The sequence below is a fragment of the Micromonospora sp. CNZ303 genome (assembly GCF_004345505.1).
Genome location: NZ_SLVT01000032.1, coordinates 48,570 through 75,249 on the forward strand (window position 1 = coordinate 48,570; position 26,680 = coordinate 75,249).

The following is a 26,680-nucleotide window of genomic DNA, read 5'->3' on the forward strand; positions in this document are numbered from 1 at the left end:
CCCCTACAGGCGGTCGCGCGTCGGTGCGGGGAGCGCCGGGGCCGGGGTGGCCGGCTCAGCCGCTCTCCATCTCGGCGGCGTACTCGCTCAGCGCGATCCGGTTCGGCAGGCCCGTCTTGCCGAGCAGGCTGGACACGTGCCGTTCCACGGTGCGCGGGGACAGGTGCAGCCGACCGGCGATCTCCCGGTTGCTCAGCCGCCCGACCAGCAGCCGCAGCACCTCGAACTCCCGCACCGTCACGCCCACCGACCGCAGGCCGGAGGGGATGTCGCCCGCGCCGGAGCGGCGCTGCGTCATGCGTACGCCCGCCTGGCGCAGCAGGGCCCGGCAGGCGCTGGCCACGGCCGGCACGTCGCTGCGGTGGAAGTGCTCCTCGGCGGCGCGCAGCCACTGCACCGGCGTACCCCACCCGTCGGCGAGGGCCGACTCGCACACCAGCCGCAACGCGAGGTGCCGGCCCATCGCGTACGGCGCCCCGGCCCGCATCGCCTCCGCCGCCGCCTCCGCCGCCTCCTCCAGCCGACCGGACCGGCCGAGCAGCACCGCCTTCGCGAAGAGGGCGAACTGCAGGTCCCAGCGCAGCCTGCTCGCCGAGTCGCCCTGCACCGCCTCGTACGCCGGCCAGCCGGCTTCGCCGGACGTGACCTGGAGCAGCAGGTGCAGCCCGTGCCGGCCGGAGAGGTGGAAGACCGTCGGGCTCTGCGCCTCGGCGTGGAACGCGCGGGCCAGTTCGTCGAGGGCGCGGGGCCGGTCCTCCTCCAGCAGCGCGCAGAAGGCCCTGGCCAGCCCGTGTACGCGGGAGGCGTGCAGGGCCTGGTCGCCGCTCCACCGGCGGAACTCGGCCAGCGCGTGCTCCATCTCCCGGCGCCGCCCCTGGTGCGCCGCGAGCACGGCGCTGACCAGCAGCACGTACTGGGTGGTCTCCAGCAGCTTCAGCCGGGTGGTCGCGGCCAGCACCTGCTGGACGAGGGCACCCGCGGTGTCGAAGTCGCCCCGCAGCACCGCGTGCAGGGCGAGGCTGGCCTCCGCCTGGTGGCGCGCCGTCACCGCGCCGGCCTGGGAGGCCCGCTCCCGGGCCTGTTCGAGCCGGTCCAGCCGCGCGTCGCGCAGCGCGTCGTCGTTGCCGAGCCGGATCAGTGCGTGGATCTCCCAGATGGGCAGCCGGTGCTGCGCGGCGATCGCCAGGGCCCGTTCCAGGCACCGGGTCGCCTCCGCCGGATCGCGGTGCCGGATCAACGCGCCGAGCAGCTGCCAGGCCTGGCAGGCGACCACCGGCAGGGGGACGGTCTCGGCGACGGTGGCGGCGCGGCGGGCCAGCGCCTCGGCGGTGGCGAGCTGGTCCTGCCCGGCGGTGTCCAGCACCAGGTGGGCGGCGACCACGTCGACCGGCGCGGTGTCCTCCGCGGCGGCGTCCGGGCCGAGCAGGGCGCGCGCCTGCTCCACCTGGGCCAGCCCCTCGGCCGAGCGGCCGGCGACCGTCGCGGCCCAGGCCAGCCGGGTGTGCAGCTGCGCCCGCCGGCGCGGATCGACGCCACCGATCTGGTCGAGGGTGCTGACCGAGGCGAGCGCCCGCTCGACCAGTCCCGCCTCCGCCAGGGCGTGCAGCAGGGCTTCGAGGGCGGCGGCCCGGGCCACCGGGTTCTCACCCAGCAGGCCGATCGCGCGGTCCAGCAGGGCGACCGCGGTGGTGGCGCCGCCCTGCGCGATCGCCCGCCGGCCCGCCTCGGTGAACAGCCGGCCGGCTGCCTCCGGGTTGTCGGCCTCCAGGTGCAGGGTGGCCGAGACCTGGCACCATTCGCCCGGCAGGCCGGGGAAGACCGCCGCCACCGCGTCGGCCATCCGCTGGGCGAGCCGGGCGCGGTCGGCGGGGCCGAGGAGGCTGAGCAGCGCCTCCCGGGTCAGCCGGTGCCGGAAGGCGTACCAGTCGGTGAGCTGGTCGTCCACCGTGACCAGCCGCCCGGCGACGTCGCCGCACAGGTGGTCGAGCACGTCGTGGTCGCTCAGCCCGGTGGCCGCCTGCACCACGGCCAGCGGGAACCGCTGGCCCAGCAGCGCACCCATCGAAAGCAGCTCCCGGGCCTGGGTGCCGAGCTGCTCGACCCCCTGCGCCATGCCCCGCGCCAGGGTGCCCGGCAGGGCGGCGGGCAGCTCCTCGGACAGCCGCCAGCCCTCCGGGCCGCCGATCAGCAGCGCGCCGTCGACCATGCCGGCGACGAGTTCCTCGATCAGGAAGGGGTTGCCGGCACTGCCCGTCGAGACGAGGGCGTGCGCTGCCGCCGGCACCCGCTCCGGGTCGGCGTCGAGGCAGGCGCCGACCATCTGCCGCAGCGCGTCGTCGTCGAGGCGGCCCAGCTCGATGAGGGTGCACTGACCACGTTGGGCGGCCGACCGGGCGATCGTCGACGCCGCGCAGGGCTCCGCCCTGATCGCCCCCAGCAGCAGGGTCGGTTGCAGGGCGAGGTTGTCGATCAGGTACTCCAGCACGGTCAACGTCTCCGTGTCGGCGTCCTGGAGGTCGTCCAGCAGCATCAGGCAACCCCGCCCCGCGCCGGCCACGCCGGTCAGCCGGAGGACGGCCTCGGCGAGGATCACCAGGGACGCGTTCTCCTGGTCGGCGGGCGGCCGGCCCCAGTCAGGGACGAGCCGGCCGAGGATCGGGCCGTACGGCCCGAGCACGGTGGGGTCGACCGGCCCGGACCGCAGCAGCGACAGCAGCGCCTCGGTCAGGGGGCGCAGCGGCACCGCGGTGCCGATCGTGCTGCCCCGGCCCCGCATCACCCGCATGCCCGCCGCGGTGGCCAGCTCCGCGACCCTCGACGCGAGGCGGGACTTGCCGACGCCGCTCTCGCCCACCACGAAGACCGCGCCGCCCCGCCCCGCCCGCGCCGATTCGAGGCTGTCCAGCACCGCGCGCAGTTCGGCGTCCCTGCCGATGAACTTCGAGGAGCGGTACACACTGCGCACGCTATCCGAGGAGGCAGGCCCCGCCCAACGCGGTGCTGTCGACGCCGGTCCCCCGAACGGCTACCGTGCCGTCGTCACATCGGCTTCTCGGGGCAGCAGGTCGTCAGAGGCGCGGCGTCCGCCGCCGCGCCGGCGTCACCGACGAGACCGCCGATCACCATGCCGACGGGCACGACCAGGCTGGCGAGGGCCGCCGCGCGGATCCCGAAGGTCACGACGGGCTGCAGCCACATCGCCCCGGCCGGGTCGTCGACGGGCGCCGCGGAGTCGGTCTCGTCGACACGGCACGGGGGGAGCTGGTTCTCGGACAACTGTCATTCCTCCTGTTGGTGACTTCATGGGTCGTTTCCGGAGCTGGCGGCTCCTCTGGAGATCGTCGTCGGTCGCCCGGCGGACCTCAACCCGAGGTGCGCGGTTCAGGGGTCGGTTCCAGCAGCAGCACCGACGGCACCGGCCCGGCCCCGGAGAGCCGGAGCAGCCCGTACCCGATGCCGGCGAGGCCGGTGAGCAGACCGGGGGTGGGCACGTTGCCCGGGGTCCCGCAGGACGCCCCGTACCGGTCGACGGCGTCCAGGATCCGGCCGGCACGTCGCCGGGCCGCGCCACCGTCGAGGACACCCGTCGCCTCGACGACCCCCAGCTCGCCGTGGCAGAGGCTGAGGTCGTCGAGCAGCGGACGGTCGGTGAGCAGGCGTACCGCCTCGTCGGGGGCGAGGGCGTGGTGGGCGAGCGTCAGGCCGGCGGCGCCGCGACACCAGCCGTACCCCGCCGCCCCGTCGCCGCCGGGGGTGCCGGCCCGGCGCAGCGCACGCCGGCCCGCCCGCGCGTACCCGGCGCCACCGGTGCGGGCGTGGCGGCCCAGCGCCCAGCCGATGCCGGCCACCCCGTCGGCGAAGCCCACCCCCGTCGGCAGCTCGTCCCGCTCGATCGCGTCCACGAGCCGGTCGGCCCAGCTGCGGGCGAGTGCCGCCGCCGGCGCGTGGCCCAGCTCGGCGTGCACCGCGTCCATGGCGGCGAGACAGCCCGCGCCGCCGTCGGCCCAGGCCACGGCCGCCGGGCTCGCGCTGGCGGCGGCGGCCAGGTCGACCGCCGCGCGGGCCTGCCCGGCGAGCCCGGGGTCGGCGAGCAGCGTGGACAGCCGGGCGAGCCCGTACGCGATGCCGCCGAGGCCGTACAGCCCGCCGGGGCCGATCGCGGCGACCAGGTCCGGGCGCGCGTCGAGCAGCTGGAACAGCCCCGGCACCCCGGCGACGGCCCGGTGGGCCAGCTCGGCGTAGCGGGCGGTGCCGGTCACCGCGGCGAGCTGGCCGAGGAAGAGGGCGACCCCGAGGTGCCCGTTCGCCAGCCCGGCCCCCATCGGCAGGACGAGCCACTGCCGGTCGTCGACCAGCTCCAGGCCGAGCCAGTTCACCCGGTCCGCGCCGGTCACGCTCCGGGTCTGGATCTCGTCGGCCAGCGCGCACGCCGTGGCGAGCAGGCGCTCCGGCGACGCGGCGGCGTCCGCGACCGGCCGGGACGTCGGTGCGGCTTCGTGCGACCCGTCGACCGGGCGCCGGGTCGCCAGCGTCGCCGCGACGATCCACTCCTGGTGCCGCCGGTCGGCCTCGCCCAGCGCGGCGATCTTGCCCAGCGCGGCGTCGAGCCCGCAGCGGGCCAGCGGCACGGGCAGCGGCTCGCCGCCCCCGGCGACGCGGGCGGTCCGGCTGCCCGGAGTGCCCTCGAACAGCGGGACGTCGCCCGCCCACAGCGCGGCGGCCTCGTGCCGCGGGAACTGGGCGAGGAAGGGGTGCCCGGCCACGCTGGACCAGAGGACGCCGAACGCGCGGTCCCGCTCCAGCGCGTCGCCGAGCACGTCCGGGTGGGTGGTCTCGGTGAGCAGGGTGTGGTACGCCGACGTGGGCCGGGCGACCAGCCGTACCGGGACGTCGGCGCACGACGCGACGAGTTCGGTGAACTCCCGACGGTGCGCCCGGATCGTCTCGTACGCCTGCCGGAACCCCTCGCGCAGCGCCGGCTCGTGGGCACCGGGATCGACCAGGGCGTCGCCGACGCGGGGGCGGTTGCGGCCGCCGGCGAAGTCGACGGCCCGTCGGGTCAGCCGCATCCGGTCGGTGCCCGGGTCGGCCCAGTCGAGCGCGCTGACGGGTGCGGTTTCGCCCCGGTCGCCGCCGACGCCGGACAGGTCCATCGCCCCCTGGTCGCCCACGACGATCACCGGTATCAGGCCGGTCCGGTGCACCGAGGCGGTCAGCAGGTCCGCGGCCGGGTCGCCGGTGCCCACCGGCTCGCCCAGCGCGGGGTGGAAGAGCGTCTCGGTGTCCACCACGACCGGTGTGTCGCCGGCGGCGATCAGGTTCTCGTAGTGCATGTCCGTGGCGTGCAGGGCGTGCAGCAGCGCGACCAGGGCGCCCTGGCGGCGGTAGAACCCGTCCGCCTGCCCCGGGTGGCGCAGCGCCGTCGCGTCGACGTACTCCGACCAGCCGTAGCCCGGTCGCGTCAGGGCGGCGACCCCGCGCAGCCCCAGCCCCGGCGCCCGCTGCTCCAGCCAGTCGACGAACCCGGTGAAGCGGACCTGGGAGGCCAGGTCGCGCGGCTTGTAGACGACGCGTCGGCCGTCCGCGAAGCGCAGCATGCTGGTCGTGCGGCCACCGGTGTGGGCGTCGCCCAGGTTGCTGCCGACCGCGACCAGCGGGCCGGGGTCGTCGCCGCCGAGCAGGGTGCCCACCAGGTCGTCGCGGTCGGCGACGAACCGGGTCAGGAGTTCGAGCCCGGACCGGGCGGCCGCCGTGCCGGCCTGCGCCAGCAGGCGGGCCAACACGGGATAGCGGTCCACCAGCTCGGCCAGCCCGGCGGGGTCGCAGAGCTGGGCCACGAAGTCGGCGAAGCGGGCCCGGCCGTCGGCGCCGGCGAGCCGTCCGGCTGCCCGACGTCGGTGCAGCTCCGAGACCAGCGTGCGGGCCGCGACGGCGAGCAGGCGGCGGCCCAGCGCGGCGGCGAACTGGTCGGCCAGGGCGGCCAGGTCGACCGTCTTCTCCGTCGCGATCCGACGGGCCCCGAGGAGGAACCGGTCGGCGGCGACCTGCCCGAACGGTCGCAGGGGCGCGGTGAGGGCGGCCCGCCAGTCCGCCTGCTCGGTCGGCCGCTGCGGCGCGGCCGCGGCGGCCAGGGCCGCCTCGACGGTCTCCGCCCACGCCGGGCGGGTCGTCCTGGCGGCGAGCGCGGCCCGGTCCTCGGCCAGCAGGTCGCGCAGCCCCGCCTCGTCGAGGCCGACCTCGGCGAGCCGCGCCCCGAGGCCCGGCCCGTGCCCGTCCCGCCACCGGGCCAGCCGCCGGCCGGCGCCGTCCGCGCCGTCGGCGCTGCCGGTGCTGCGGGTGCCGTCAGTGTTGCCTGTGCCGTCCGCGCCGCCCATGCTGTCCGTGCCGGCGGGGCCGCGGGTGGCCGTGCCGGCTGCGCCGCGCGTGGGGCCGGCGGCGCCCGTACCGGCCGCGGTGTCCGTGCGGTCCGTGCCGTCCGCGTCGTGCGGGGCGTCGGCGGGGCGTCGGCCGGGCGCGCCGACGACCAGGCCCGGCGCGCGTTCGTGCAGCGCGAGCCCCGAGGCCCACCAGTGCGGGGCCAGCCGTACGCCGGAGCAGGCGTGATCGGTGGCGCCGGCCAGGGGAGTCGAGGTCACCGTTGCACGGTGCCAGAGCGGGGCGCGGAGTTCATGAGTGGAAACTACTCACATTCCTGCCCCGTTGCTGGCCACGCCGGTGCGCGCGGACCCGCCCGGGTCCGCGGCCGGCGGGACCGGCCGGGCCGGCAGCGGCTCCTCGCCCCACCTGCGACCCGCCCCATCCTAGTCACGATCGGTGATCAATTGAACGGCCAGCGTGACGCCGGCGGGAAATTGAGTGCCGCCCACGCATGTGGACTCTGCCAGTGCCGATGAGTCTTCGGGCGACTGTTCTACCCGGGGCGGCGTGATGAACGGAGCCAGGATGGAGTTTCGGGTACTCGGGCCGGTGGGGGCCTGGAAGGGTGACTCGGAGGTGGCACTGGACGGTGCGAAGCAGCGCACCGTGCTCGCGGCGTTGCTGCTCGCCGGGGGGCGTACCGTGCCGGACACCCGGCTGTGCGAGCTGCTCTGGGGGGAGCGCCCGCCGGCCACCTTCGCCGCCCAGCTCTACAACTACGTCTCGCGGCTGCGCAAGTACCTCGGCGCCGAGGTGGACATCGTCCGGCAGTGGTCGGGCTACCAGATCCGGACCGGCGCCGCCCGGCTCGACCTCGACGAGTTCGAGCGCCTGGCCGAGGCCGGTCGGGAGGCACTGCGCGACGGGCGGTACGCCGAGGCCGCCGAACGGCTGCACGCCGCCATGTCGCTGTGGCGCGGCCCCGCGCTGTCCAACGTGACCGAGCACCTCGTGACGGCCGAGTCGCACCGGATGGCGGAGCTGCGGATGGCGGTCCTGGAGAGCCGGATCGAAGCCGACCTGCGGCTGGGACGCCACGTCCGGCTGGTCCCCGAGATCACCCAGCTCGTCGCCGAGCACCCGCTGCACGAGGGGCTGCGGGGCCACCTGATGACCGCCCTGCTGCACTGCGACCGGCAGGCCGACGCGCTGGCCGCCTACCACGAGGGCCGCCGGGTGCTCGCCGACGAACTGGGCGTCGACCCGGGGCCGCTGCTCACCGAGGCGTACCGGTCGATCCTCGCCGGCCCTCCGGCCCCGGCGGTCGTCGCGGAGCCGAGCTGGCACGGCGTGCGGCCCGCGATGCTCCCGCCCGGCGTCGGTGACTTCGCCGGCCGGGAGGAGGAGCTCACCGGGCTGCTCCGGGTGCTGACCGCCGAGCCGAGGGCCTGCCCGCCGGTCGCCGTGGTGACCGGGATGGCCGGCGTCGGCAAGAGCACGCTCGCCCTGCACGCGGCCCACCTCACCCGGACCGCCTTCCCCGACGGCCAGCTCTACGCCGACCTCGGCCGCGCGAGCGGCAACTGCGTCGAGCCGTACGACGTGCTCGGCTGGTTCCTGCGCAGCCTCGGCCACGCCGAGTCGGCGATCCCGAAGGGGCTCGACGAGCGGGTCCGGCTCTACCGCAGCCAGCTCGCCGGCCGGCGGCTGCTGGTCATGCTCGACGGCACCGCGGGCTACGAGCAGGTGAGCCCGCTGCTGCCCGGCGACCCCGGCTGTCAGGTCATCGTCACCAGCCGGCTGCGCATGCCCGAGCTGGCCGGCGCCACGTCGATCGAGGTCGGCACCCTCGACCGGCGGCAGGCGCTCGCGCTGCTCGGCCGGATCATCGGGGCGCAGCGGGTCGCCGAGGAGGCCGACGCGGCCGCCCGGATCGTCGAGCTGTGCGGTCGGCTCTCGCTCGGCGTCCGGGTCGCCGGATCCCGGCTGCTGGCGCGCCCGCACTGGTCGCTCGGGTACCTGGCGGACCGGCTCGCCGACGAGCGGTACCGGCTGGACGAGCTCCGGCTGGGCTCGATGGACGTCCGGGAACGGCTGGACAGCAGCTACCACCAGTTGGCCGACCTGGGCCAGCTCGCCCTGCGCCGGCTGGCGCTGCTGCGCACGCCGGCCTTCCCCAGCTGGTGCACCGCCGAGGTGCTGGGCGTGTCCCGGCACGCCGGCGAGGAGGTGGGGGAGAACCTGGTCGACGCCCGGCTGCTGGAGATCGTCGAGTCCGACGGCGGCCGGCGGCAGCGGTTCCGCTTCCACGACCTCGTGCGCGTCTTCGCCCGGGAGAAGGCCGACCAGGCCGACCGGGTGCTGGTGGCGGGCGCCGGGGCACTGAGCGCGGTGGGGAACTGACCCGACGCCGGTCCCGACCCTCTCGGCCGCGCCCGCAGCCCGGGCGCGGCCGGCGCGCGCCCCTGCCGGCCGTGACCAGCGCCGCCGGGCGCGCGGCGGGCCGGGACAGTAGAGAAGATATAGCCGCCGGGCCCATGGTGGCCTGGTGAACGCCCTGACATCGGCCGACTGCGCGACGGCCGTTCCCATCGACGTGGAACACGTCGCACCCGACACGATCGTGGCCAGGATCCGCCCCGACCTCGGCGATCCGGTCTTCGCCGGCCACTACCCGGGATTTCCGTTGCTGCCCGGGGTCCACATCTTCGAGTTCGTGCACCGGGCGGTCCGCGCCGCGGCCCCCGAGCTGACGCTGGCCGAGATCGTCAGCTGCCGGTTCCTGCTGCCCTTCCGGGGCGACGACGAACTCGTCGTGACCATCCGCCGCAGCGGCGACCTGTGGCGGGGCGAGGTCGCCGCCGCCGCAGTGCCGGTCGCCGAGGTGCTGCTGCGCTACGCGAGCGAGGAGTGCGCACCATGATGGGGATCGAGGAGATCAGGCGGATCATTCCGCACCGGCCGCCGATGCTGCTGGTCGACCGGGTCACCGAGCTGGTGCCCCGCCGGCGGCTGGTGGGCTCGCTGACCGTCACCGGTGACCGGCCGCTGCCGATGTCGCTGCTGCTGGAGTCCTGGGGGCAGGCGGCGCTCGTGCTCATCCGGCACGACCGGCCGATGCCGGACGTGCTGACCGACGGCGTGCCGGTGGCCGGGGTCTTCGAGCGCATCCGGTTCGGCCGGCCGGTGCTGCCGGGGGAGACGGTGGAGCACCACGTCACCATGACCCGGCTGGTCGCCGACACCGCCTTCGTCACCGGCGAGAGCGTCGTCGGGTCCACCGTGGTGCTGCGGGTGGGCCGCCTGGTCGGTGCGATGCGGTCGGTGGAGTCCTTGCGCGCGTCCCTCGACGCGGCGACCCGGGAGCCCCACCCGGCGGCCCCCGCGCAGCCGGCCGAGCCGGCCCCGGTGGCGTCCGGGGCGGCGCGGTGAGCGCCGGTGGGCGGCCCGTCGCCCTGGTCACCGGTGGCTCCCGGGGCATCGGCCGGGCGGTGGTGCTGCGGCTGGTCCGGGACGGCTACGACGTGGCCATGTGCTACCAGTCCAGCAAGGACGCCGCCGACGAGGTCGTCGCGGAGGCGGCCGGAGACGGCGGGCGCGTGCTGGCGCTGGCGGTCGACGTCGCCGACCCCGCCGCGGTGCGGAACTTCGTGTCGACCACCGAGCGGGAGCTGGGCGACCCCGAGGCGGTGGTCACCGTCGCGGGGATCATCCGGGACCGGCCGCTGGCCCTGATGGCCGACGCCGACTGGCGCTCCGTGATGGAGGTGAACCTCGACGGCACCTACCACGTCTGCCGCGCGGTGGTCCGCCGGATGATGCGCCGGCGCAGGGGGTCGATCGTCACGGTCTCCTCGGTGTCCGGGGTGGCCGGCAACGCGATGCAGACGAACTACTCCGCCTCCAAGGCCGGGATCATCGGCTTCACCAAGGCGCTGGCCAAGGAGGTCGGCCGGTACGACATCCGGGCGAACGTGGTGGCGCCCGGCTACGTCGACACGGACATGATCGCCGCCCTCTCCGACGAGCTGGGCGCGATCGCCCGGGACCGGGTGGCCCTGGGCCGGCTCGGGCGCAGCGAGGAGATCGCCGACGTGGTGGCGTTCCTGCTCTCCTCCCGGGCGTCCTACCTGACCGGTCAGGTGGTCACCGTGGACGGCGGCCTGTCGATGTGACCGGCCGCCGGCTACGGCCGGCGGCCGGCCTCGGGTACCACGGTCCGAGCAGCCGGGTCAGGATCTCGGTGCGGTAGGCGTCCGCTCCGACCAGGATCCGGGCCCGGTTGCGGGCCACCCCGCGCAGGATGGCGCGGGCGGCCTGCTCCGCCGTGACGTCCACCGAACGCTCGAAGTGCTCCCGGACCGCCTGGTAGTCGCGCAACCCGTCGTTGCGGGCGTTGCGCATGATGTTCGTCCTGATCCGGCCGGGATGCACGCAGCTCACCCCGACCGGCACCCCGTCGGCCCGCAGCTCCTGCGCCACCGCCTCCGTGAAGCCCCGGACGGCGAACTTGGCAGCGTTGTACCCGCTCTGCATCGGCGCTCCGGCCAGCCCCAGCACGCTGGAGACGTTGACCAGGTGACCCCGCGACGCCGTCAGCAGCGGCAGGAACGCCCGGGTGCCGTGCACGACTCCCCAGAAGTCGACGTTCATGACCCATTCGAGGTCTTCCCAGGTGCCGTCGGAGACCGAGGCGAGCAGGGTCACCCCGGCGTTGTTGACGACCAGGTCGGCGCGGCCGAAGTCGCCCTCGACCCGCTCGGCGTGCGCCAGCACCGCGGCCCGGTCCGACACGTCCAACCGGTATCCGCGCACCTGGCCGTCGCGGCCCGCGCAGCGCCGTACGGTCTCCCGCAGCCCCTCGTCGTCCACGTCGGAGACGGCGAGCCGGGCGCCCCGGGCGGCCAGCTCGACGGCGAGCGCGCGGCCGATGCCCGAGCCGGCGCCGGTGACCACCGCCACCCTGTCAGTGAAGTCTCTCATCCTGGACCTTCTCGCTCGGCCTTCGGGCCTCGGCGGTCCGTGCCCGGCGCAGACTTCCGCCGCCGGCTATGGCATTCCTATGCCGCGTCGATATGTAGAGAAGCTATGAGGCGGCTGCCCGAGCCTTTCTCCCGGCAGTCCTCGACACGGCTGCCGGCCGGGTTGACGAAGGGAGAACGATGTCGAGCATCTTCGGTTCGGCGATCACCGGGCTCGGCGCCTATCGGCCCACCCGCGTGGTCACCAACCCGGACATCGCACTGCGTACGGACGTGACCACGGAGTGGATCGAGGAGCGCACGGGCATCAAGACCCGGCACGCCGCCGGTCCCGGGGAGACCGTGCCGATGATGTCGGCCGAGGCCGGCGCGAAGGCGCTGGCGATGGCGAACGTCGACCCCTCCGAGGTCGACCTGCTCATCCTGGCCACCGCCACCAAGCGGGACCGGATCCCGGGCGGCGCGCCGGAGGTCGCCCACCGGATCGGCATCCCCGCCACCGGCGCCTTCGACCTGAACGCCGCCTGCGCGGGCTTCGCCTACTCGGTGTCGGTCGCGTCGAACGCGGTCCGGCTCGGCGAGGCGCGCAACGTGCTGGTCGTCGGCGCCGAGCACCTCACCGAGTTCATCGACCCCGAGGACCCGGCGACGTACGTCATCTTCGGCGACGGCGCGGGCGCGGCGGTGATCTCCCGCTCCGGGACCGAGGGCATCGGTCCCGTGGTGTGGGGCAGCGACGGCCGGCGGGCCCCGATCCTCGGCACGAAGTGGGCCAAGGACGGCAAGGAGTACGCCTCGATGAACGGGCCGCTGGTCTACCGGTGGTCCACCAAGAACATCCCCCCGGTCGCCCGGGAGGCCTGCGCCCGCGCCGGGATCGACCTGTCGGAGATCGACTGGTTCGTGCCGCACCAGGCGAACCTGCGGATCATCGAGCAGCTCGCCGAGATCCTGGAGATCCCCGAGGAGAAGGTCGCCCGGGACGTGATCGACACGGGGAACACCTCGGCGGCCTCGGTGCCGCTCGCGCTGAGCCGGCTGCACGAGAGCGGCCGTACCAAGCCCGGCGACAAGGCGCTGCTGCTCGGCTTCGGCGCCGGCCTCGCCTACGCCGGCCAGATCGTCCGGATGCCCTGAACACCCTCCCGAAAGGACACTGACATGACCGTTGACCAGGTGGCCGCCGACGTCGAGCAGCTGACCCGCAAGCTGATGACCGAGGAGCCGGACCGGCCGATCTCCGCCGACGACACCTTCGTGGACCTGGGCCTCGACTCGCTCAAGCTGGTCGACCTGCTCGGTGCCGCCGAGATGCACTTCGACATCGAGGTGCCGGACGAGGAGGTCGGCAACTTCGTCCGCGTCCGGGACCTCACCGACTTCGTGCTCGGCGCCAAGTGAACGCCGGCGACGGGGACACCCGGGAGCTGTCCGTCGGTCAGGCCGCGCAGTGGGCGCTGTACCGACTCGCGCCCGAGAGCTCGACCAGCAACGTGGTGACGGCCGTGCTCGCCGAGCCGGTCCTCGACACCGACGTGCTGCGGGCCGCCCTCGTCGCCGTCCAGGCTCGGCACGACCTGCTCCGGTCCCGGTTCGCCGAGACCGGAGCGGGGCCGGTGCGGCTCGTCGACCCCGCCGGCTCGGGCACGATCGAGGTCCGCGACGTCGGCGACGTGGACGACGAGACCCTGCGGACGCTCATCCACGCCGTCGGCGAGCAGCCGCTCCGGCTCGAACAGGACGGCCCGCTGCGGGCGGTGCTGCTGCGCCGGCCCACGGACTGCGCGCTGGTGCTGGTCATCCACCACATCGCCACCGACGGGCTCTCCCAGTACCTGATCTGGCGGGACCTCGGCGACGCGTACCGGGCGGGTCGGGGCGGGGACACGATGGACTGGCCGACGCGGCCCAGCTACGACGAGTTCGTGGCCCGCGAGCAGGCCATGCTGGCCGGGCCCCGGCGCGCCGAGCTCGCCGAGCACTGGGCCCGCACCTGCGCCGGCGCCACCGCCGCCACCCTGCCCACCGACCGGCCCCGCTCCGCCACCCGCTCGTACCGGGGCGCGTCCGTGGCCCGGATGCTGCCGGACGACGTCGCCCGGCAGGTACGCGCCACGGCCGCCACCCTGGCGGTGACCCCGTTCACGGTCCTGCTCGGCGTCTTCGAGGCGCTGCTGCACCGGTGCACGGGGCAGGGCGAGTTCACCATCGGCTGCCCGGTCTCGCTGCGGCGGGGGCGGGCGCTGCGAGAGGTCGTCGGGATGCTGGTGAACCCGGTCGTGCTGCGGTCGTCGTTCACCCCGGGCACCACCTTCGCGACGGCGATCGCCGCTGCGGGACGCCAGCTCTCGGAGGGCGTGGCGCGCGCCGCCTACCCGTTCCCCCTGGTCCAGGCGGCCCGCCGGGACCGGGACCCGCTGGTGCGGGTCACCATCACGCTGCTCACCCGGCAGCACGGCGACACCCTGTCCGACACCAGCAACGGATTCGTCGGGCACCGGGTCCGCCAACTGGTGGTGCCGTACGACGAGGGGCAGTTCGACCTCGCCGTGACGGTGCACCAGCTGCCCGACCTGGCCCTGCGTACCGAGTTCAACTACGACCGGGACCTGCTCGACCGCGCCACCGTCGAGCGGCTCTTCGACCAGTACCTGGCCCTGCTCGGCGCGGCCTGCGCCGACCCGGCCGCGACGGTGGCCGACGCCCGCCTGGCCGGCGACGTCGACGAGCGGATGCTGCTCGAACTCGGCATGAGCTGAGCACCCCGGTCATCCGGCGCCCGTCGTCGACGGGTGTCGCACAGCGCCCGCACGGCGGTTGCGGGCGACCTTCCGTCAGCCCGGAGAGGGGGTTGAAATGGATCAGGGAATTCTCTCCACGGTCGGCAACACGCCCCTGGTGCGCCTGGACCGGTTGTTTCCCGAATTTCCCGCCCGGGCGTACGCGAAACTCGAACAGTTCAATCCGGGCGGGAGCATCAAGGACCGGGCCGCGCTGAACATGCTGCGCGGAAAGATCGAATCCGGCGAACTGGTGCCGGGACGGTCCGTGGTGGTGGAGTCCAGCTCCGGCAACCTCGCCATCGGCCTGGCCCAGATCTGCGCGTACTTCGGGATCCGGTTCATCTGCGTGGTGGACCCGAAGACCACCCGGCAGAACCTGGCGGTGCTGGCCGCGTACCAGGCCGAGATCGACATGATCGAGCACCCCGACCCGGTGACCGGTGAATATCTCGCGGTCCGGCGCCGCCGGGTGCGCGAGCTGGTGGAGACCGTGCCCGGCGCCTACCGCCCGGACCAGTACACCAACCCGCTCAACGCCCGCGCCCAGCGGCAGACCATGGCCGAGATCATGACCGAGCTGGACGGCCGGGTCGACTACCTGTTCTGCTCCACCGGCACCTGCGGCACCCTGGTCGGCTGCGCCGACTACCTGCGCGAGAACGGCCACCGCACCCGGATCGTCGCGGTCGACGCCGTCGGCAGCGCGATCTTCGGCCACCCGCCCGCGCCCCGGCTGATCCCCGGGCACGGCGCCTCGGTGGTGCCGCCGCTGGCCGCCAACGCCCGGCCGGACGAGGTGCTGCACGTCTCCGACCTCGACTGCGTGGTCGGCTGCCGGTTGCTGGCGGTCCGGGAGGCCATCCTCGCCGGCGGTTCCTCCGGGGCGACGGTGGCCGCGCTGCGGCGCCGGATGGCGGACCTGCCCGCCGGGAGCACCAGCGTCCTGATCTTTCCGGACAACGGCGACCGCTACCTCGACACCATCTACTCCGATCGCTGGGTGACCGAACAGTTCGGCGAGGTCAGCCACCTGTGGAAGGGCGAAAAATGCTGATCATCGGCCATGCCGTGGTCCGGGACGTGCTCGACGGCGACGAGGCCCGGGTCATCGACCTCGTCCGGCAGGCGTACGTCCTGCACGAGCAGGGCCGCACCAGCGTGCCGCACTCGGTCTTCCTGCGCTTCCCCGACAACGCCCGCAACCGGATCATCGGGCTGCCCGCGTACCTGGGCGCCGACCCGCCGGCCGCCGGCATGAAGTGGATCTCCTCGTTCCCGGCGAACATCGAGCGGGGCCTGGACCGCGCCAGCGCCGCCATCGTGCTGAACTCGCTGGAGACCGGCCAGCCCGAGGCGGTGATCGAGGGATCGGTCGTCTCCGCCCGGCGTACCGCGGCCGGCGCGGCCCTCGCCGCGCAGTTGCTGACCGCCGAGCGCCGCCCGGACGGCCTGGCGCTGATCGGCTGCGGGCTGATCAACGAGCAGGTGCTGCGCTTCCTGACGGTGGCCCTGACCCCGCCGGCCTCGCTGGTGCTGCACGACACCGACCCGCGCCGGGCCGAGGCGTTCGCCGCCCGCGCGGCGGCCCTGCTGCCGGCCACGACGATCAGCGTGGCGGCGAGCGCCGAGCAGGCCCTGGCCGCCCACCGGCTGGTCTCGATCGCCACCACGGCCAGCGAGCCGCACCTGGAGCTGACCGCCTGCCAGCCGGAGACCGTGGTGCTGCACCTGTCGCTGCGCGACCTGCACCCCGAGGCGATCCTGTCGGCCCGCAACGTCGTCGACGACCCCGACCACGTGTGCCGCGAGCGCACCTCGCTGCACCTGGCCGAGCAGCTCACCGGCGGCCGGGACTTCATCCACACCACCATCGGCCGGCTGGCCGGCGGTGCGGCGCTGCCCCCGGCCGACGGGCCCGGGCCGGTGGTGGTCTCGCCGTTCGGGCTGGGCGTGCTGGACATCGCGCTGGCCGAACACGTCCGCCGCACGGCGGCCGAGCGGGGCCTCGGCGTGCGGATCGACGACTTCACACCCGTACCGGCCGCCGCCGTGGCGACCGCGCGACCCACGAGGGAGAGAACATGAGCGACGACGACCGCAGCTACCTGGTGGTGCTCAACGACGAGGAGCAGTACTCGATCTGGTGGAGCGACCGGGCGCTGCCGGCCGGCTGGCGGGCCGAGGGCACCGAGGGCACCCGGGACGAGTGCCTCAGCCGGATCAACGAGCTCTGGACCGACATGCGGCCGAAGAGCCTGCGCCTGCGCATGGACGGCGCGTCCGTCTGACGGGCCCCCGGCAGGCGTGACCCCCGGCCGTCCGCGATCGACCCCCCACCCCGGAGGAGCACCCCGATGAGCACCCCTCTGTCCACCCTGCCGGCCGCCGGAGCGGGCACGGTCGACCCCGTCGTCCTGCCGGACCTGATCGCCCGCCAGGCCGCGGCGACGCCCGACGCGACCGCGGTGCTCGCCGGCGACGTACGGGTCGGCTACGCCGAACTCGACCGGCGCGCCAACCAGCTCGCCCAACACCTGGTCGGGCTGGGCGTCGGTCCGGAGTCGACGGTCGGCGTGTACCTGCGCCGGGGGGTCGACCTCGTGGTCGCCCTGCTCGGGGTGTGGCGGGCCGGCGGCGCGTACCTGCCGCTGGACCCGGCGCACCCGGTGGACCGGCGGCGGTGGATCGTCGCCGACACCGGGGTTGACGTCGTGCTCACCCAGACCGACCTGCGCGACGACGCCCTGGCCGGGCCGTCCCACGTGGTCTGCCTGGACGCCGACCGGGCGCGGATCGCGGCCGGACCGGACACCGCGCCGCCGGTCCGCATCGACCCCGACAACGCGGCATACGTCATCTACACCTCCGGGTCGACCGGCCGGCCCAAGGGCGTGGTCGTCACCCACGGGGCCATCGGCAACCGGGTGGCCTGGACGGTCCGGCAGCACGGCCTGTCGCCGGCGGACCGGGTGTTGCAGAAGACCGCGGTGAGCTTCGACGCGGCCGGCTGGGAGTTCTTCGCCCCGCTGATCTGCGGGGCGACGGTGGCGCTCGCGCCGGACGGCGCCGAACGCGACCCGGCGGCCCTGGTGGCGGCGGTCATCTGGTCCGGGGCGACCGTGCTCCAGGGCGTGCCGTCGGTGCTGCAACTGGTGACGGAGGAGCCGGACTGGCCGAGGTGCACCACGCTGCGGCTGGTCTTCTCCGCCGGCGAGCCGCTGCACGCCGAGCTGTGCCAGCGGCTGGCGGTGGCGCCCGGGACACGGGTCTGGAACACCTACGGCCCGACCGAGTGCGCCATCGACGTGACCGCCCAGCAGGTCGACCTCGCCCAGCGCACCGGGCCGGTGCCGATCGGCCGGCCGCTGGACAACCTCCGCCTCCAGGTGCTGGACGCCAACCGGCGGCCGGTGCCGATCGGCGTGGTCGGAGACCTCTACGTGGGCGGGGCCGGGCTCGGCCGCGGGTACCTCCACCGGCCCGACCTGACCGCGGAGCGGTTCGTGCCGGACGAGTACGGGCCGCCCGGCGCGCGGCTCTACCGCACCGGCGACCAGGTCCGGTGGCGCTCGGACCGAAGCCTGGAGTTCGTCGGCCGCGCCGACGACCAGCTCAAGATCAACGGGGTACGCATCGAGCCGGGCGAGGTGGAGTCGGCCCTGGCCGCCCACCCGGACGTCCGGCGGGCGGTGGTCGTCGGCTTCGCCGAGCCCGGCGGCAGCCCCCGGCTGGCCGCGTACGTCGCCAGCCGACGCCCCCTGGGCAGCACGGAGCTGCGGGCCTTCCTGACCGACCGGCTACCCGACGCCCTGGTGCCGGCCGTGTTCGTCCCGGTGGCGGAGTTCCCGCTGACCACCGGCGGGAAGGTCGACCGGGCCGCGCTGCCGCCCGTCGAGACCGCCGACCGCACGGCCTACCTGGCCCCGCGCACCGACGCCGAGCGCCTGGTGGCCCGGCTCTGGCAGGAGCTGCTCGACGTCGACCGGGTGGGGGTGCACGACGACCTCTTCCAGCTCGGCGGGTCGTCGCTGGTGACCGTCCGCCTCGCCAGCCGCCTCGCCGCCGAGTCCGGCGTGCGCGTCGAGCTGAGGGAGCTGCTCGCCGCGAGCACCGTCGAGGCGCAGGCCGCCCTGCTGACCGACGGCGACCCCGCGGCGCCGGCGGTGGTCCCGGTGCCCCGCACCGGCGCGCTGCCGCTCTCCCCGGCCCAGCGGCGGCTGTGGCTGCTGGACCAGCTGCACCCGGGCAGCCCCGAGTGGGTGGTGCCGCTCTACCTGCGCCTGCCCGGCTCGCTGACCCCCGACACCGTACGGGCGGCGCTGAACGCGCTCGAGGCCCGGCACGAGGCGCTGCGCACCCGCTACCTGACCCAGGACGGCGAGCCGCACCAGCGCATCGACCCGCCCGGCCCCGTCGACCTCACGATCCGCGACGCGACCGAGGCCCCGCTCGTCGACCTCGTCGACGCGCAGCTCGGCCAGGGCTTCGACCTGCGCACCGGGCCGCTGTGGCGGGCCACCCTGGTCACCTCGGCCGGGGCGGACCACCTGCTACTGGTGGCGCTGCACCACATCGCCTCCGACGCGACGACCGCCGGGGTCCTGGAGCGGGACCTGCGGGAACTCTGCGCGGCCGGCGCCGCCGGCCGGGAGCCGGACCTGCCGGAGCTGACGGTGCACTACGCCGACTACGCGGCCTGGCAGCGCCGGTACCTCACCGACGACCGGGTCGAGCGCGAACTCGGCTTCTGGCGCGAACACCTGGCGGGGGTGCCCGAGCTGACCCTCCCGCTGGACCGGCCCCGGCCGGCCGAGCGCGACCCGCGCGGGGCGCACGTCGAGTTCGAGGTGCCGGCGCAGCTCGCGGAGAAGCTGACCGCGCTGGGCCGGCGCTGCTCGGCGACCCCGTTCATGACCATGCTGGCGGGCTTCGCCACGCTGCTGGCCCGCTACAGCGGGCAGTGGGACGTCGCCGTCGGCGCGCCCACCTCCGGTCGACGTCCCGCCGAGGCGGAACAGATCGCCGGGGTCTTCCTCAACCCCGTGGTGGTGCGCTGCACCCTGGACCCGGCCGCCCCGTTCGAGGCGGCCCTGCGGGCCGTGCGGTCCCGGACCCTGGCCGCCCTCGCCCACCAGGACCTGCCCTTCGAGCGGGTGGTCGACGACCTCGTCGACGTCCGCGACCTCTCCCGCACCCCGCTCTACCAGGTGATGCTCAACGCCCAGGAGGGCGGCATCACCGGCCAGTCGACCGACGACGAGGCCCTGCTGGACGCCCTGCGCCGGGCGGCCCGGATCGCCAAGACCGACCTCACGATGCACGTCTGGCCCCGCCCCGACGGCACCCTGGCCGGCAGCCTGGAGTACGCCACCGCCCTGCTCGACGAGCCCACCGTGCGGCGGATGGCCGAGCACTTCGTCCGGCTGCTCGCCGCGGCGGTGGCCGAGCCGGGCACCCCGCTCGACGACCTCGACCTGCTCTCGCCGGGCGAGCGCCACCTGCTCCTGCACGAGGTGCACGGACCCACCGTGCCCCGCTCCGCCGCGACCGTCTGCGACCTCTTCGAGGCCCAGCGGCACCGCACGCCGGACGCGGTGGCGCTGCGGCACGGCGACCTCACCACCACCTACGCGGCGTTGGACGACCGGGCCAACCAGTTCGCCCACCACCTGCGGCGCTCCGGGGTCGCCCGGGGCGCGGTGGTGGCCGTGCTGCTGGACCGGGGCGTCGACCTGATCGCGGCGATCCTCGGCGCCTGGAAGGCGGGCGCGGCCGTGCTGCCGCTCGACCCGTCGTACCCCGCCGAGCGGATCGGGCACATGCTCGCCACCGCCGGCGTGGAGCTGGGCGTGACCCAGGCGGCGTACGCGCCCAGGTTCACCGTGCCGACCCTGCACGTGGACACCCACCGGCTGATGGTCTGCGCCGGCCCCACCCACCGGCCGGACCGGGACACCGACCCGGAGGAGACGGCCTACGTGCTGTTCACCTCCGGCTCGACCGGCCGCCCCAAGGGCGTGGCGCTGCCGCACCGGGCGGTGTCCAACTTCCTCGCCTGCGCCGTCGAGACCGAGGCCCTAAGCGACCGGGGGCCGCGCGGGGGACGCGGCGACGGCGCGCCGCTGTTCACCACCATCGCCTTCGACCTGTCCATCCCCAACCTGTTCAGCCCGCTGGTCTCGGGTCAGTCGGTGACCCTGCTGCCCGCCGCCCTCGACATCGCCGAGCTGGGCGGCCTGCTCGTCAAGGCCGGCCCGTTCGACCGGTTCATCATGACGCCGCCGCACCTGGAGCTGCTCACCGAGCAGCTCGACGACGAGCAGGCGGGTCAGCTCTCCGGCCTGATCTGGACGGCCGGCGCGGCGCTGCGCAAGGAGATCGCCAACCGGTGGCTGGACCGGCTCGGGCCGGGTGGCCTCACCAACAGCTACGGGCCGACCGAGACCACCGTCATCATGACGGCCCACCCGGTCGAGACGCCGCAGACCACCGACATCGTGCCGATCGGGCGGGCGATGGCGAACACCACCGTCCGGGTGCTCGACGACGCGCTGCGGCTGCTGCCGCTCGGGGTCGTCGGCGAGCTGTACATCGGCGGGGAGTGCCTGGCCACCGGGTACGCCGGCCGACCGGACCTGACCGCGGAGAAGTTCGTGCCCGACCCGTACGGGCCGCCGGGCAGCCGGCTGTACCGCAGCGGGGACCTGGTCCGGATGCGCCCGGACGGGGTGATGGACTTCGTCGGCCGCGTCGACGACCAGGTGAAGGTGCGCGGCTACCGCATCGAACTCGGCGAGATCCGCGCCGTCGTCGAGGAACACCCCGGGGTGACCCGGTGCGCGGTCATCGTCCACGAGGAGCGGCTGGTCGCCTTCCACCGGGGCGAGGCGCCCGACCTGGCCGCGCACTGCGCCCGGCTGCTGCCCGACTACATGACGCCGAGCCTGCTCGTGCCGGTGGCCGAGATCCCGCTCAACGCCAACGGCAAGGTGGACCGCGCCGCCCTGCTCGGCCTGCTCTCCGACGCCGTGACGACCGGCGCCGCCGGCGCCGAGGACGGCCTCGTCGCGCCGCGCACGGTCGTCGAGGAACGCCTCTGCGCGATCTGGAGCGACCTGCTGGGCGTGCCCGTCGGCGTGCGGCACAACTTCTTCGCCATGGGCGGGCACTCCGTGCTGGCGGGCCGGCTGGTCGCCGGCCTCCAGGAGGAGTTCGACCTCGACGTGTCGCTCCGGCTCGTCTTCGAGCACCCGACCGTCGAGGCGATGGCGGGCGCGGTGGAGGACCTCATCCGGGCCGAGGTGGACGCGCTGTCCGACGCCGACCTGACCGAAGACCTGCGGCAGACCAAGGAGCACCAGGCATGACCTCGACCGCGAACCAGCCCAACCTGCGCGAGTCGCTCGTCCAACGCCGGCTGGCGGGCCGGGCCGCCGGTCGACGGGCCGGGATCCCGACCGTCGACCGCTCGGGCGACCTGCCGCTCTCCTTCGGCCAGCAGCAGATGTGGTTCCTCAACCGGCTGGACCCCGCCAGCCCGGAGTACCTGGTCTCCTCGGCGCTGCGGCTGCGCGGCCCGCTGGACCGGGCCGCGCTGGCCCGGGCGTGGGACGCCCTGATCGCCCGGCACGAGATCCTGCGCACCCGGTACGCGATGGCCGACCTGACGCCGGTGCAGGTCGTCGACGAGCCCCGCCCGCAGGAGCTGCCGCTGCTCGACCTGACCACCGTGCCGGTGGCGGAGCGGGAGGACCGGGCCACCACGCTGATGACCGAGCTGGCCGCCACCGGCTTCGACCTGGCCACCGAGTGGCCGGTACGGGCGACGCTGCTGCGCCTGGACGAGGCCGAGCACCTGCTGGTGCTGGTGATCCACCACATCGCCTGCGACGCGCCCTCCACGGCGGTGCTCCTCGGCGACCTGGCCGAGCTGTACGGCGCGTACGTCCGGGGCGAGTCCTCGCCGCTGGCGCCGCCGGCCGTGCAGTTCGCCGACTTCGCGGCGTGGCAGCGCGACCGGCTGCGCGGCGAGCCGCTGGAGCGGCACCTGGAGCACTGGCGCGACCGCCTCGCCGGCATCGCCCCGCTGGAGCTGCCGGCCGACCGGCCCCGGCCCCGCGTGCGCGACTGGCGGGGCGCCTCGGTCCCGTTCGCGCTCTCCGCCGACCTCTCCGCCGCGCTGCGCGAGATCGCCCGCGGCGCGGAGACCACCCTCTTCGTCACCCTGCTCACCGCCTTCCAGGCGCTGCTGTCGCGCTACACCGGCCGCACCGACATCCCCGTGGGCAGCGTGACGTCCGTGCGCGACCGCGCCGAGCTGCGCAACCTGGTCGGGTACGGGATCGACAACCTCGTCCTGCGGGGCAGTTGGACGGGGGACCCCACCTTCGCCGACCTGCTGCGCGGCACCCGCGCCACGGTGCGCGACGCCTTCGCCCACGCCGACGTGCCGTTCGCGCTGCTGGTCGACGAGTTCGAACCGGAGCGGGACCTGTCCCGCACCCCGCTCTACCAGGTCGCCTTCACCCTGGGCGACGACGCTCCCGGCGGCGCCTGGCCGGCGGGCCTCGCCGCCGAGACGCTCTGGCTGCCCACCCGGGTCGCCAAGGTCGACCTGCAACTGCACGTCGTCGAGGGGGCCGACGGCCGGCTGCGCGGGCACCTGGAGTACGCGACCGCGCTGTTCGACGATGCCACCGTGCGGCGGATGGCCGACCACCTCGGCCGGCTCCTGGAGCACGTCGGGGCCGACCCGCACGCCCGGATCTCCGCGCTGCGCCTCCTCGACGACGCCGAGCTGGCGGCGGCGACCCCCGCCCCGGCCCGCCCGGCCACCCCGGTGACCGGCACCGTGCACGGCGTCTTCGCCGCCACCGCCGCCGCCGCCCACCCCGCCGCGACCGCCGTCGTGGACGGCGCGCGACGCTGGACGTACGCCGAACTGGACGCCACCGCGAACCGGCTGGCGCACCACCTGCGGGCCCTCGGCGCCGGCCCGGAGCGGCTGGTGGCGGTCTGCCTGGACCGCCGCGCGGAGCTGGTCTCCACCCTGCTGGGCGTGCTGAAGTCCGGGTCGGCGTACCTGCCGGTGGAGCCCGGCGTCCCCGCCGACCGGCTCGACTTCATGCTCGCCGACGCGGGCGCGCGGATCGTGGTGACCACCGAGGCCCACCGGGCGCGGTTCGCCGACTTCGACGGCGCCGTGGTGGTGCTGGACGACCCCGACCACGCCGGGGAGATCGCCGGGCGGCCCGGCACCGATCCGGGCGTCGCCGTCGACCCCGAGAACCTGATCTACGTCATCTACACCTCCGGGTCGACCGGCCGCCCCAAGGGCGTCTTCCTGACGCACGCCAACGTGCTGCGCCTGACGACCGTGGCGCAGGACGAGCTGAACTTCGGCCCCGCCGACGTGTGGCCGCTGTTCCACTCCTACGCCTTCGACGTGTCGGTGTGGGAGCTGTGGGGCGCGCTGCTGCACGGTGGCCGGCTGGTGATCGTGCCCCGCGAGATCACCCGTTCCCCCGGCGACCTGCTCGACCTGCTGGTCGAGGAGCAGGTCACCGTGCTCAACCAGACCCCGACGGCCTTCCGCGGCCTGGTGGGGCTGGCCCGCGACGGCGACCCCCGCATCGACCGGCTCGCGCTGCGCGCGGTCATCTTCGCCGGCGAGAAGCTGGAGTACGGCGACCTCGGCCCCTGGGTCGCCCGGCGCGGGCTGGCCGCGCCCCGGCTGCTGAACCTCTACGGGATCACCGAGATCACCGTGCACGCCACCTACTACGAGGTGCGCCCCGACGACCTGGCCGGCACCGCCAACCCGGTCGGCGTCCCGCTGGCCGACCTGAGCATCCACCTGCTCGACCCGTACGGCAACCCGGTCCCGGTCGGCGTCACCGGCGAGATCCACGTCGGCGGGCCCGGCGTGGCCCGGGGCTACCTGAACCGGCCCGAGCTGACCGCCCAGCGGTTCGTGCCCGACCCGTTCGGCCCGCCCGGCGCCCGCCTCTACCGCAGCGGCGACCTGGCCCGCCGGCGCGCCGACGGCAGCCTGGAGTTCGTCGGCCGCATCGACGACCAGGTGAAGATCCGGGGCTACCGGGTCGAGCTGGGCGAGATCGAGGCCGCCATCTCGGCCCTGCCCGGGGTGCGCGAGGCCGTGGTCGTCGTCCGCGAGGACACCCCCGGCGACCGGCGCCTGGTGGCGTACTCGGTCGTCGACGATCAGGCGGAGCTGCCCCGGCCGGGGCAGGTGCGCGCGGCGCTGGCCCGCACCCTGCCCGAGTACATGATCCCGTCGGCGTTCGTCCCGCTGGCCCGGCTGCCGCTGACCGTCAACGGCAAGCTCGACAAGCGGGCGCTGCCGGCGCCCGACCGGGCCGTCACCGCCACCGACCGGCCCTACCTGGCGCCGCGTACCGAGGTGGAGGAGCGGCTCGCCGCGATCTGGGCCGAGCTGCTCGGCCTGGAGCGGGTCGGCGTCGAGGACGGCTTCTTCGACGTCGGCGGCGACTCGATCCGCGCCGTGGCGCTCGCCGCCGCCATCCGGGCCGCCGGCTTCGACGTGCAGGTGCGTGATCTCTTCGAGCGCCGCAGCATCGCCGAGCTGGCGGAGTTCCTCACCGGCCGCCCCGCGCCGGCCGCGCCGGAGCCGGCCGTCGCGCCGTTCGCGCTGATCTCCGAGGCCGACCGGACCGCGCTGCCCGACGGCGTCGTCGACGCGTACCCGTGCACGCAGGTGCAGCTCGGCATGCTCGCCGAGATGCTCGCCGACGAGCACAACCACTACCTCAACGCCACCACCTACCGCATCCCCGACGCCGGCGAGTTCTCGCTCGACGCGTTCCGGAAGGCCGCCGCGCTGCTGGTGCGGCGGCACGAGGTGCTGCGCACGTCGTTCGACCTGACCGGCTACTCGGTGCCGATGCAGCTCGTGCACGCCACCGCCGAGATGCGGGTCGGCATGGACCGGGCGCGCGCCACCGACCGGGCCGGCCTGGAGCGGGAGCTGCGCGACTTCATCGCCGCCGAGCGGGCCGACATGTTCGACCTCGGCGAGCCGGCGCTGTTCCGGCTGCACGCGCGCGTCTGCGCGGACGGGAGCTGGTGGCTCACCCTCACCGAGTGCCACCCGATCATGGACGGCTGGAGCTACCACTCGCTAATGATGGAGCTGGTCGGCGCGTACCACCGGATCCGCGACGGGCTGCCGGTCGAGCCGCGCCCGGCGCCGCCGGTGCGCTTCGCCGACGCCGTCGCCGCCGAGCTGCGCTCCACCTCTGAGGGGACGGACCGCGCCTTCTGGCACGACCGGGTCGCCGGCCGGGACCGGTTCGTGCTGCCCGAGGGCTGGGGCGACCCGACCGCCGCCGACGGCGCCCAGTACGACCACTGGGTGCCGCTGCACGACCTGGAGCCCGGCCTGCGGGCGCTGGCCCGCGAGACCGGCGTGCCGTTCAAGTCGGTGATGCTGGCCGCGCACCTGAAGGTGATGAGCCAGCTCACCGGGTCGGGGTCGTTCTTCACCGGGCTGGTGTCCAACATCCGCCCCGAGGTCGCCGGCGCCGACCGCGTCTACGGCATGCACCTGAACACGGTGCCGTTCGTGCACGACGCGGGCGCGCGGACCTGGCGGGAGCTGATCGGGCGGACGTTCGCCGGGGAGCTGGAACTGTGGTCGCACCGCCGGTACCCGCTGCCGGTGCTCCAGCGGGAGGTCGGCGACGGCGGCCGGATGCTGGACGTCCGGTTCAGCTTCCACGACTTCCACCAGATCGACACCGACGAGATCGACTACGCCGACTCGATCGACGACAGCCCCAACGAGTTCCCGCTCGGCGTGATCAGCCGCCTCGGCTTCCTCACGCTGGAGGCCAACCTGCGCCACCTCGGCGTGCCGCAGGTCGCCCGCCTCGGGGGCATGTACCGGGCGGTGCTGGAGGCGATGGTGGCCGACGTGGACGGTGACGCGTCGGTGACGTGTCTGCCTCCGGGTGAGGCGTCGGTGGTGTTGGCCGACGGGGTGTCGGCGGTGGAGCCGGTGTCGCGTTCGGTGCTGGCCGAGTTCGAGGCGCGGGCGGCGGAGACGCCGTCGGCGGAGGCGGTGTCGGTGCCGGGCGGCGCGGGGATCGACTTCGCGGAGCTGGATGCCCGGGCCGGGCAGGTCGCCCGCTGGCTGGCCGCCCGGGGTGTGGGTGCCGGTGCGGTGGTGGGTGTGCTGCTGGACCGGGGTGTGGAGCTGGTGGCGTCGATGCTGGGGGTGTGGAAGGCGGGTGCGGCGTTCGTGCCGGTGGACCCGTCGTACCCGCCGGGCCGTATCGCGGCGATGCTCGCCGACGCGGGTGCCCGGGTCGCGGTCACCTCGCAGCGGTACGCGGACCGGTTCGCGCCGGTCGACGTGGACGTGGTGCGTGTCGAGGAGATCGGCGAGACGGACGCGCCCCTGCCGGCCCGCGCCGCGGATCTCGACGAGTTGGCGTATGTGATTTTCACGTCGGGGTCGACGGGTCGGCCGAAGGGTGTGCAGGTGTCGCACCGGGGGTTGGCGAATCATGTGCG

General features: G+C 75.1%; 16 protein-coding genes. 12 read left to right on the forward strand and 4 right to left on the reverse strand.

The features are described from left to right. Positions 1-55: 55 nt before the first annotated feature. From EV374_RS31135 to lanM, 3 genes are all read right to left on the reverse strand, one after another. A complete protein-coding gene (locus tag EV374_RS31135) occupies positions 56-2,956 on the reverse strand; it encodes a LuxR family transcriptional regulator (protein ID WP_486486058.1) in 2,901 nt (966 codons plus the stop codon). Positions 2,957-3,039: 83 nt separating this feature from the next. After that, the gene (locus tag EV374_RS31140; RefSeq protein ID WP_132240737.1) at positions 3,040-3,276 is read right to left on the reverse strand and encodes a hypothetical protein; all 237 of its coding nucleotides are present in this window, start codon (positions 3,274-3,276) and stop codon (positions 3,040-3,042) included. Positions 3,277-3,362: 86 nt separating this feature from the next. Continuing rightward, positions 3,363-6,635 (reverse strand): type 2 lanthipeptide synthetase LanM family protein, encoded by a 3,273-nt coding sequence (gene lanM, locus EV374_RS31145; RefSeq protein ID WP_486486059.1) that lies wholly within the window; start codon positions 6,633-6,635, stop codon positions 3,363-3,365. A 307-nt stretch (positions 6,636-6,942) separates the two neighbouring features. On the opposite strand from lanM, the gene EV374_RS31150 reads away from it, so the two are divergent. From EV374_RS31150 to EV374_RS31165, 4 genes are all read left to right on the forward strand, one after another. Beyond that, positions 6,943-8,760 (forward strand): AfsR/SARP family transcriptional regulator, encoded by a 1,818-nt coding sequence (locus EV374_RS31150; RefSeq protein WP_132240738.1) that lies wholly within the window; start codon positions 6,943-6,945, stop codon positions 8,758-8,760. A 145-nt stretch (positions 8,761-8,905) separates the two neighbouring features. Next, positions 8,906-9,280 carry an ApeI family dehydratase gene (locus tag EV374_RS31155; RefSeq protein WP_132240739.1) on the forward strand — a complete coding sequence of 125 codons (375 nt, stop codon included), beginning with the start codon at positions 8,906-8,908 and terminating at the stop codon, positions 9,278-9,280. After that, on the forward strand, positions 9,277-9,789 hold the full coding sequence (locus tag EV374_RS31160; RefSeq protein ID WP_132240740.1) for a hotdog family protein: 513 nt from the start codon (positions 9,277-9,279) through the stop codon (positions 9,787-9,789). The genes EV374_RS31155 and EV374_RS31160 overlap by 4 nt, the downstream gene beginning before the upstream one ends. Continuing rightward, entirely contained in the window at positions 9,786-10,532 is a 747-nt protein-coding gene (locus tag EV374_RS31165) for an SDR family oxidoreductase (RefSeq protein WP_132240741.1), read from the forward strand. Before EV374_RS31160 ends, EV374_RS31165 begins: the two co-directional genes overlap by 4 nt. Here EV374_RS31165 and EV374_RS31170 read toward each other — a convergent pair. Beyond that, positions 10,504-11,340 (reverse strand): SDR family NAD(P)-dependent oxidoreductase, encoded by an 837-nt coding sequence (locus tag EV374_RS31170; RefSeq protein ID WP_132240742.1) that lies wholly within the window; start codon positions 11,338-11,340, stop codon positions 10,504-10,506. The genes EV374_RS31165 and EV374_RS31170 overlap by 29 nt on opposite strands. A 179-nt stretch (positions 11,341-11,519) precedes the next feature. Between EV374_RS31170 and EV374_RS31175 the strand changes: the two genes are divergently transcribed. The 8 genes from EV374_RS31175 to EV374_RS31210 form a co-directional block, all read left to right on the forward strand. Beyond that, positions 11,520-12,476, forward strand: a complete 957-nt coding sequence (locus EV374_RS31175) for a beta-ketoacyl-ACP synthase III (RefSeq protein WP_132240743.1) — start codon at positions 11,520-11,522, stop codon at positions 12,474-12,476. A 24-nt stretch (positions 12,477-12,500) separates the two neighbouring features. Beyond that, positions 12,501-12,740 carry an acyl carrier protein gene (locus tag EV374_RS31180; RefSeq protein ID WP_132240744.1) on the forward strand — a complete coding sequence of 80 codons (240 nt, stop codon included), beginning with the start codon at positions 12,501-12,503 and terminating at the stop codon, positions 12,738-12,740. Continuing rightward, a complete protein-coding gene (locus EV374_RS31185) occupies positions 12,737-14,098 on the forward strand; it encodes a condensation domain-containing protein (RefSeq protein WP_132240745.1) in 1,362 nt (453 codons plus the stop codon). Before EV374_RS31180 ends, EV374_RS31185 begins: the two co-directional genes overlap by 4 nt. 97 nt (positions 14,099-14,195) lie before the next feature. Then, complete coding sequence (gene sbnA, locus EV374_RS31190) at positions 14,196-15,176, forward strand: 2,3-diaminopropionate biosynthesis protein SbnA (protein ID WP_132240746.1); 981 nt, start codon at positions 14,196-14,198, stop codon at positions 15,174-15,176. Next, the gene (gene sbnB / locus EV374_RS31195; protein WP_132240747.1) at positions 15,170-16,207 is read left to right on the forward strand and encodes a 2,3-diaminopropionate biosynthesis protein SbnB; all 1,038 of its coding nucleotides are present in this window, start codon (positions 15,170-15,172) and stop codon (positions 16,205-16,207) included. The genes sbnA and sbnB overlap by 7 nt, the downstream gene beginning before the upstream one ends. Continuing rightward, positions 16,204-16,410, forward strand: a complete 207-nt coding sequence (locus EV374_RS31200) for an MbtH family protein (RefSeq protein WP_121401347.1) — start codon at positions 16,204-16,206, stop codon at positions 16,408-16,410. Before sbnB ends, EV374_RS31200 begins: the two co-directional genes overlap by 4 nt. Before the next feature lie 66 nt (positions 16,411-16,476). Beyond that, positions 16,477-21,489 (forward strand): non-ribosomal peptide synthetase, encoded by a 5,013-nt coding sequence (locus EV374_RS31205; RefSeq protein ID WP_132240748.1) that lies wholly within the window; start codon positions 16,477-16,479, stop codon positions 21,487-21,489. Next, positions 21,486-26,680 (forward strand): non-ribosomal peptide synthetase (locus EV374_RS31210; RefSeq protein ID WP_132240749.1); only part of this gene is annotated, 5,195 nt, incomplete at its 3' end. The genes EV374_RS31205 and EV374_RS31210, both read left to right, overlap by 4 nt.

Bases quoted from the DNA above. Each gene is read 5' to 3' on its own strand.
- EV374_RS31175 (WP_132240743.1), top strand. From the start codon at position 11,520: ATGTCGAGCATCTTCGGTTCGGCGATCACCGGGCTCGGCGCCTATCGG.
- EV374_RS31170 (WP_132240742.1), bottom strand. From the start codon at position 11,340: ATGAGAGACTTCACTGACAGGGTGGCGGTGGTCACCGGCGCCGGCTCG.
- EV374_RS31200 (WP_121401347.1), top strand. From the start codon at position 16,204: ATGAGCGACGACGACCGCAGCTACCTGGTGGTGCTCAACGACGAGGAG.
- sbnA (WP_132240746.1), top strand. From the start codon at position 14,196: ATGGATCAGGGAATTCTCTCCACGGTCGGCAACACGCCCCTGGTGCGC.
- EV374_RS31160 (WP_132240740.1), top strand. From the start codon at position 9,277: ATGATGGGGATCGAGGAGATCAGGCGGATCATTCCGCACCGGCCGCCG.
- EV374_RS31205 (WP_132240748.1), top strand. From the start codon at position 16,477: ATGAGCACCCCTCTGTCCACCCTGCCGGCCGCCGGAGCGGGCACGGTC.
- sbnB (WP_132240747.1), top strand. From the start codon at position 15,170: ATGCTGATCATCGGCCATGCCGTGGTCCGGGACGTGCTCGACGGCGAC.
- EV374_RS31150 (WP_132240738.1), top strand. From the start codon at position 6,943: ATGGAGTTTCGGGTACTCGGGCCGGTGGGGGCCTGGAAGGGTGACTCG.
- EV374_RS31180 (WP_132240744.1), top strand. From the start codon at position 12,501: ATGACCGTTGACCAGGTGGCCGCCGACGTCGAGCAGCTGACCCGCAAG.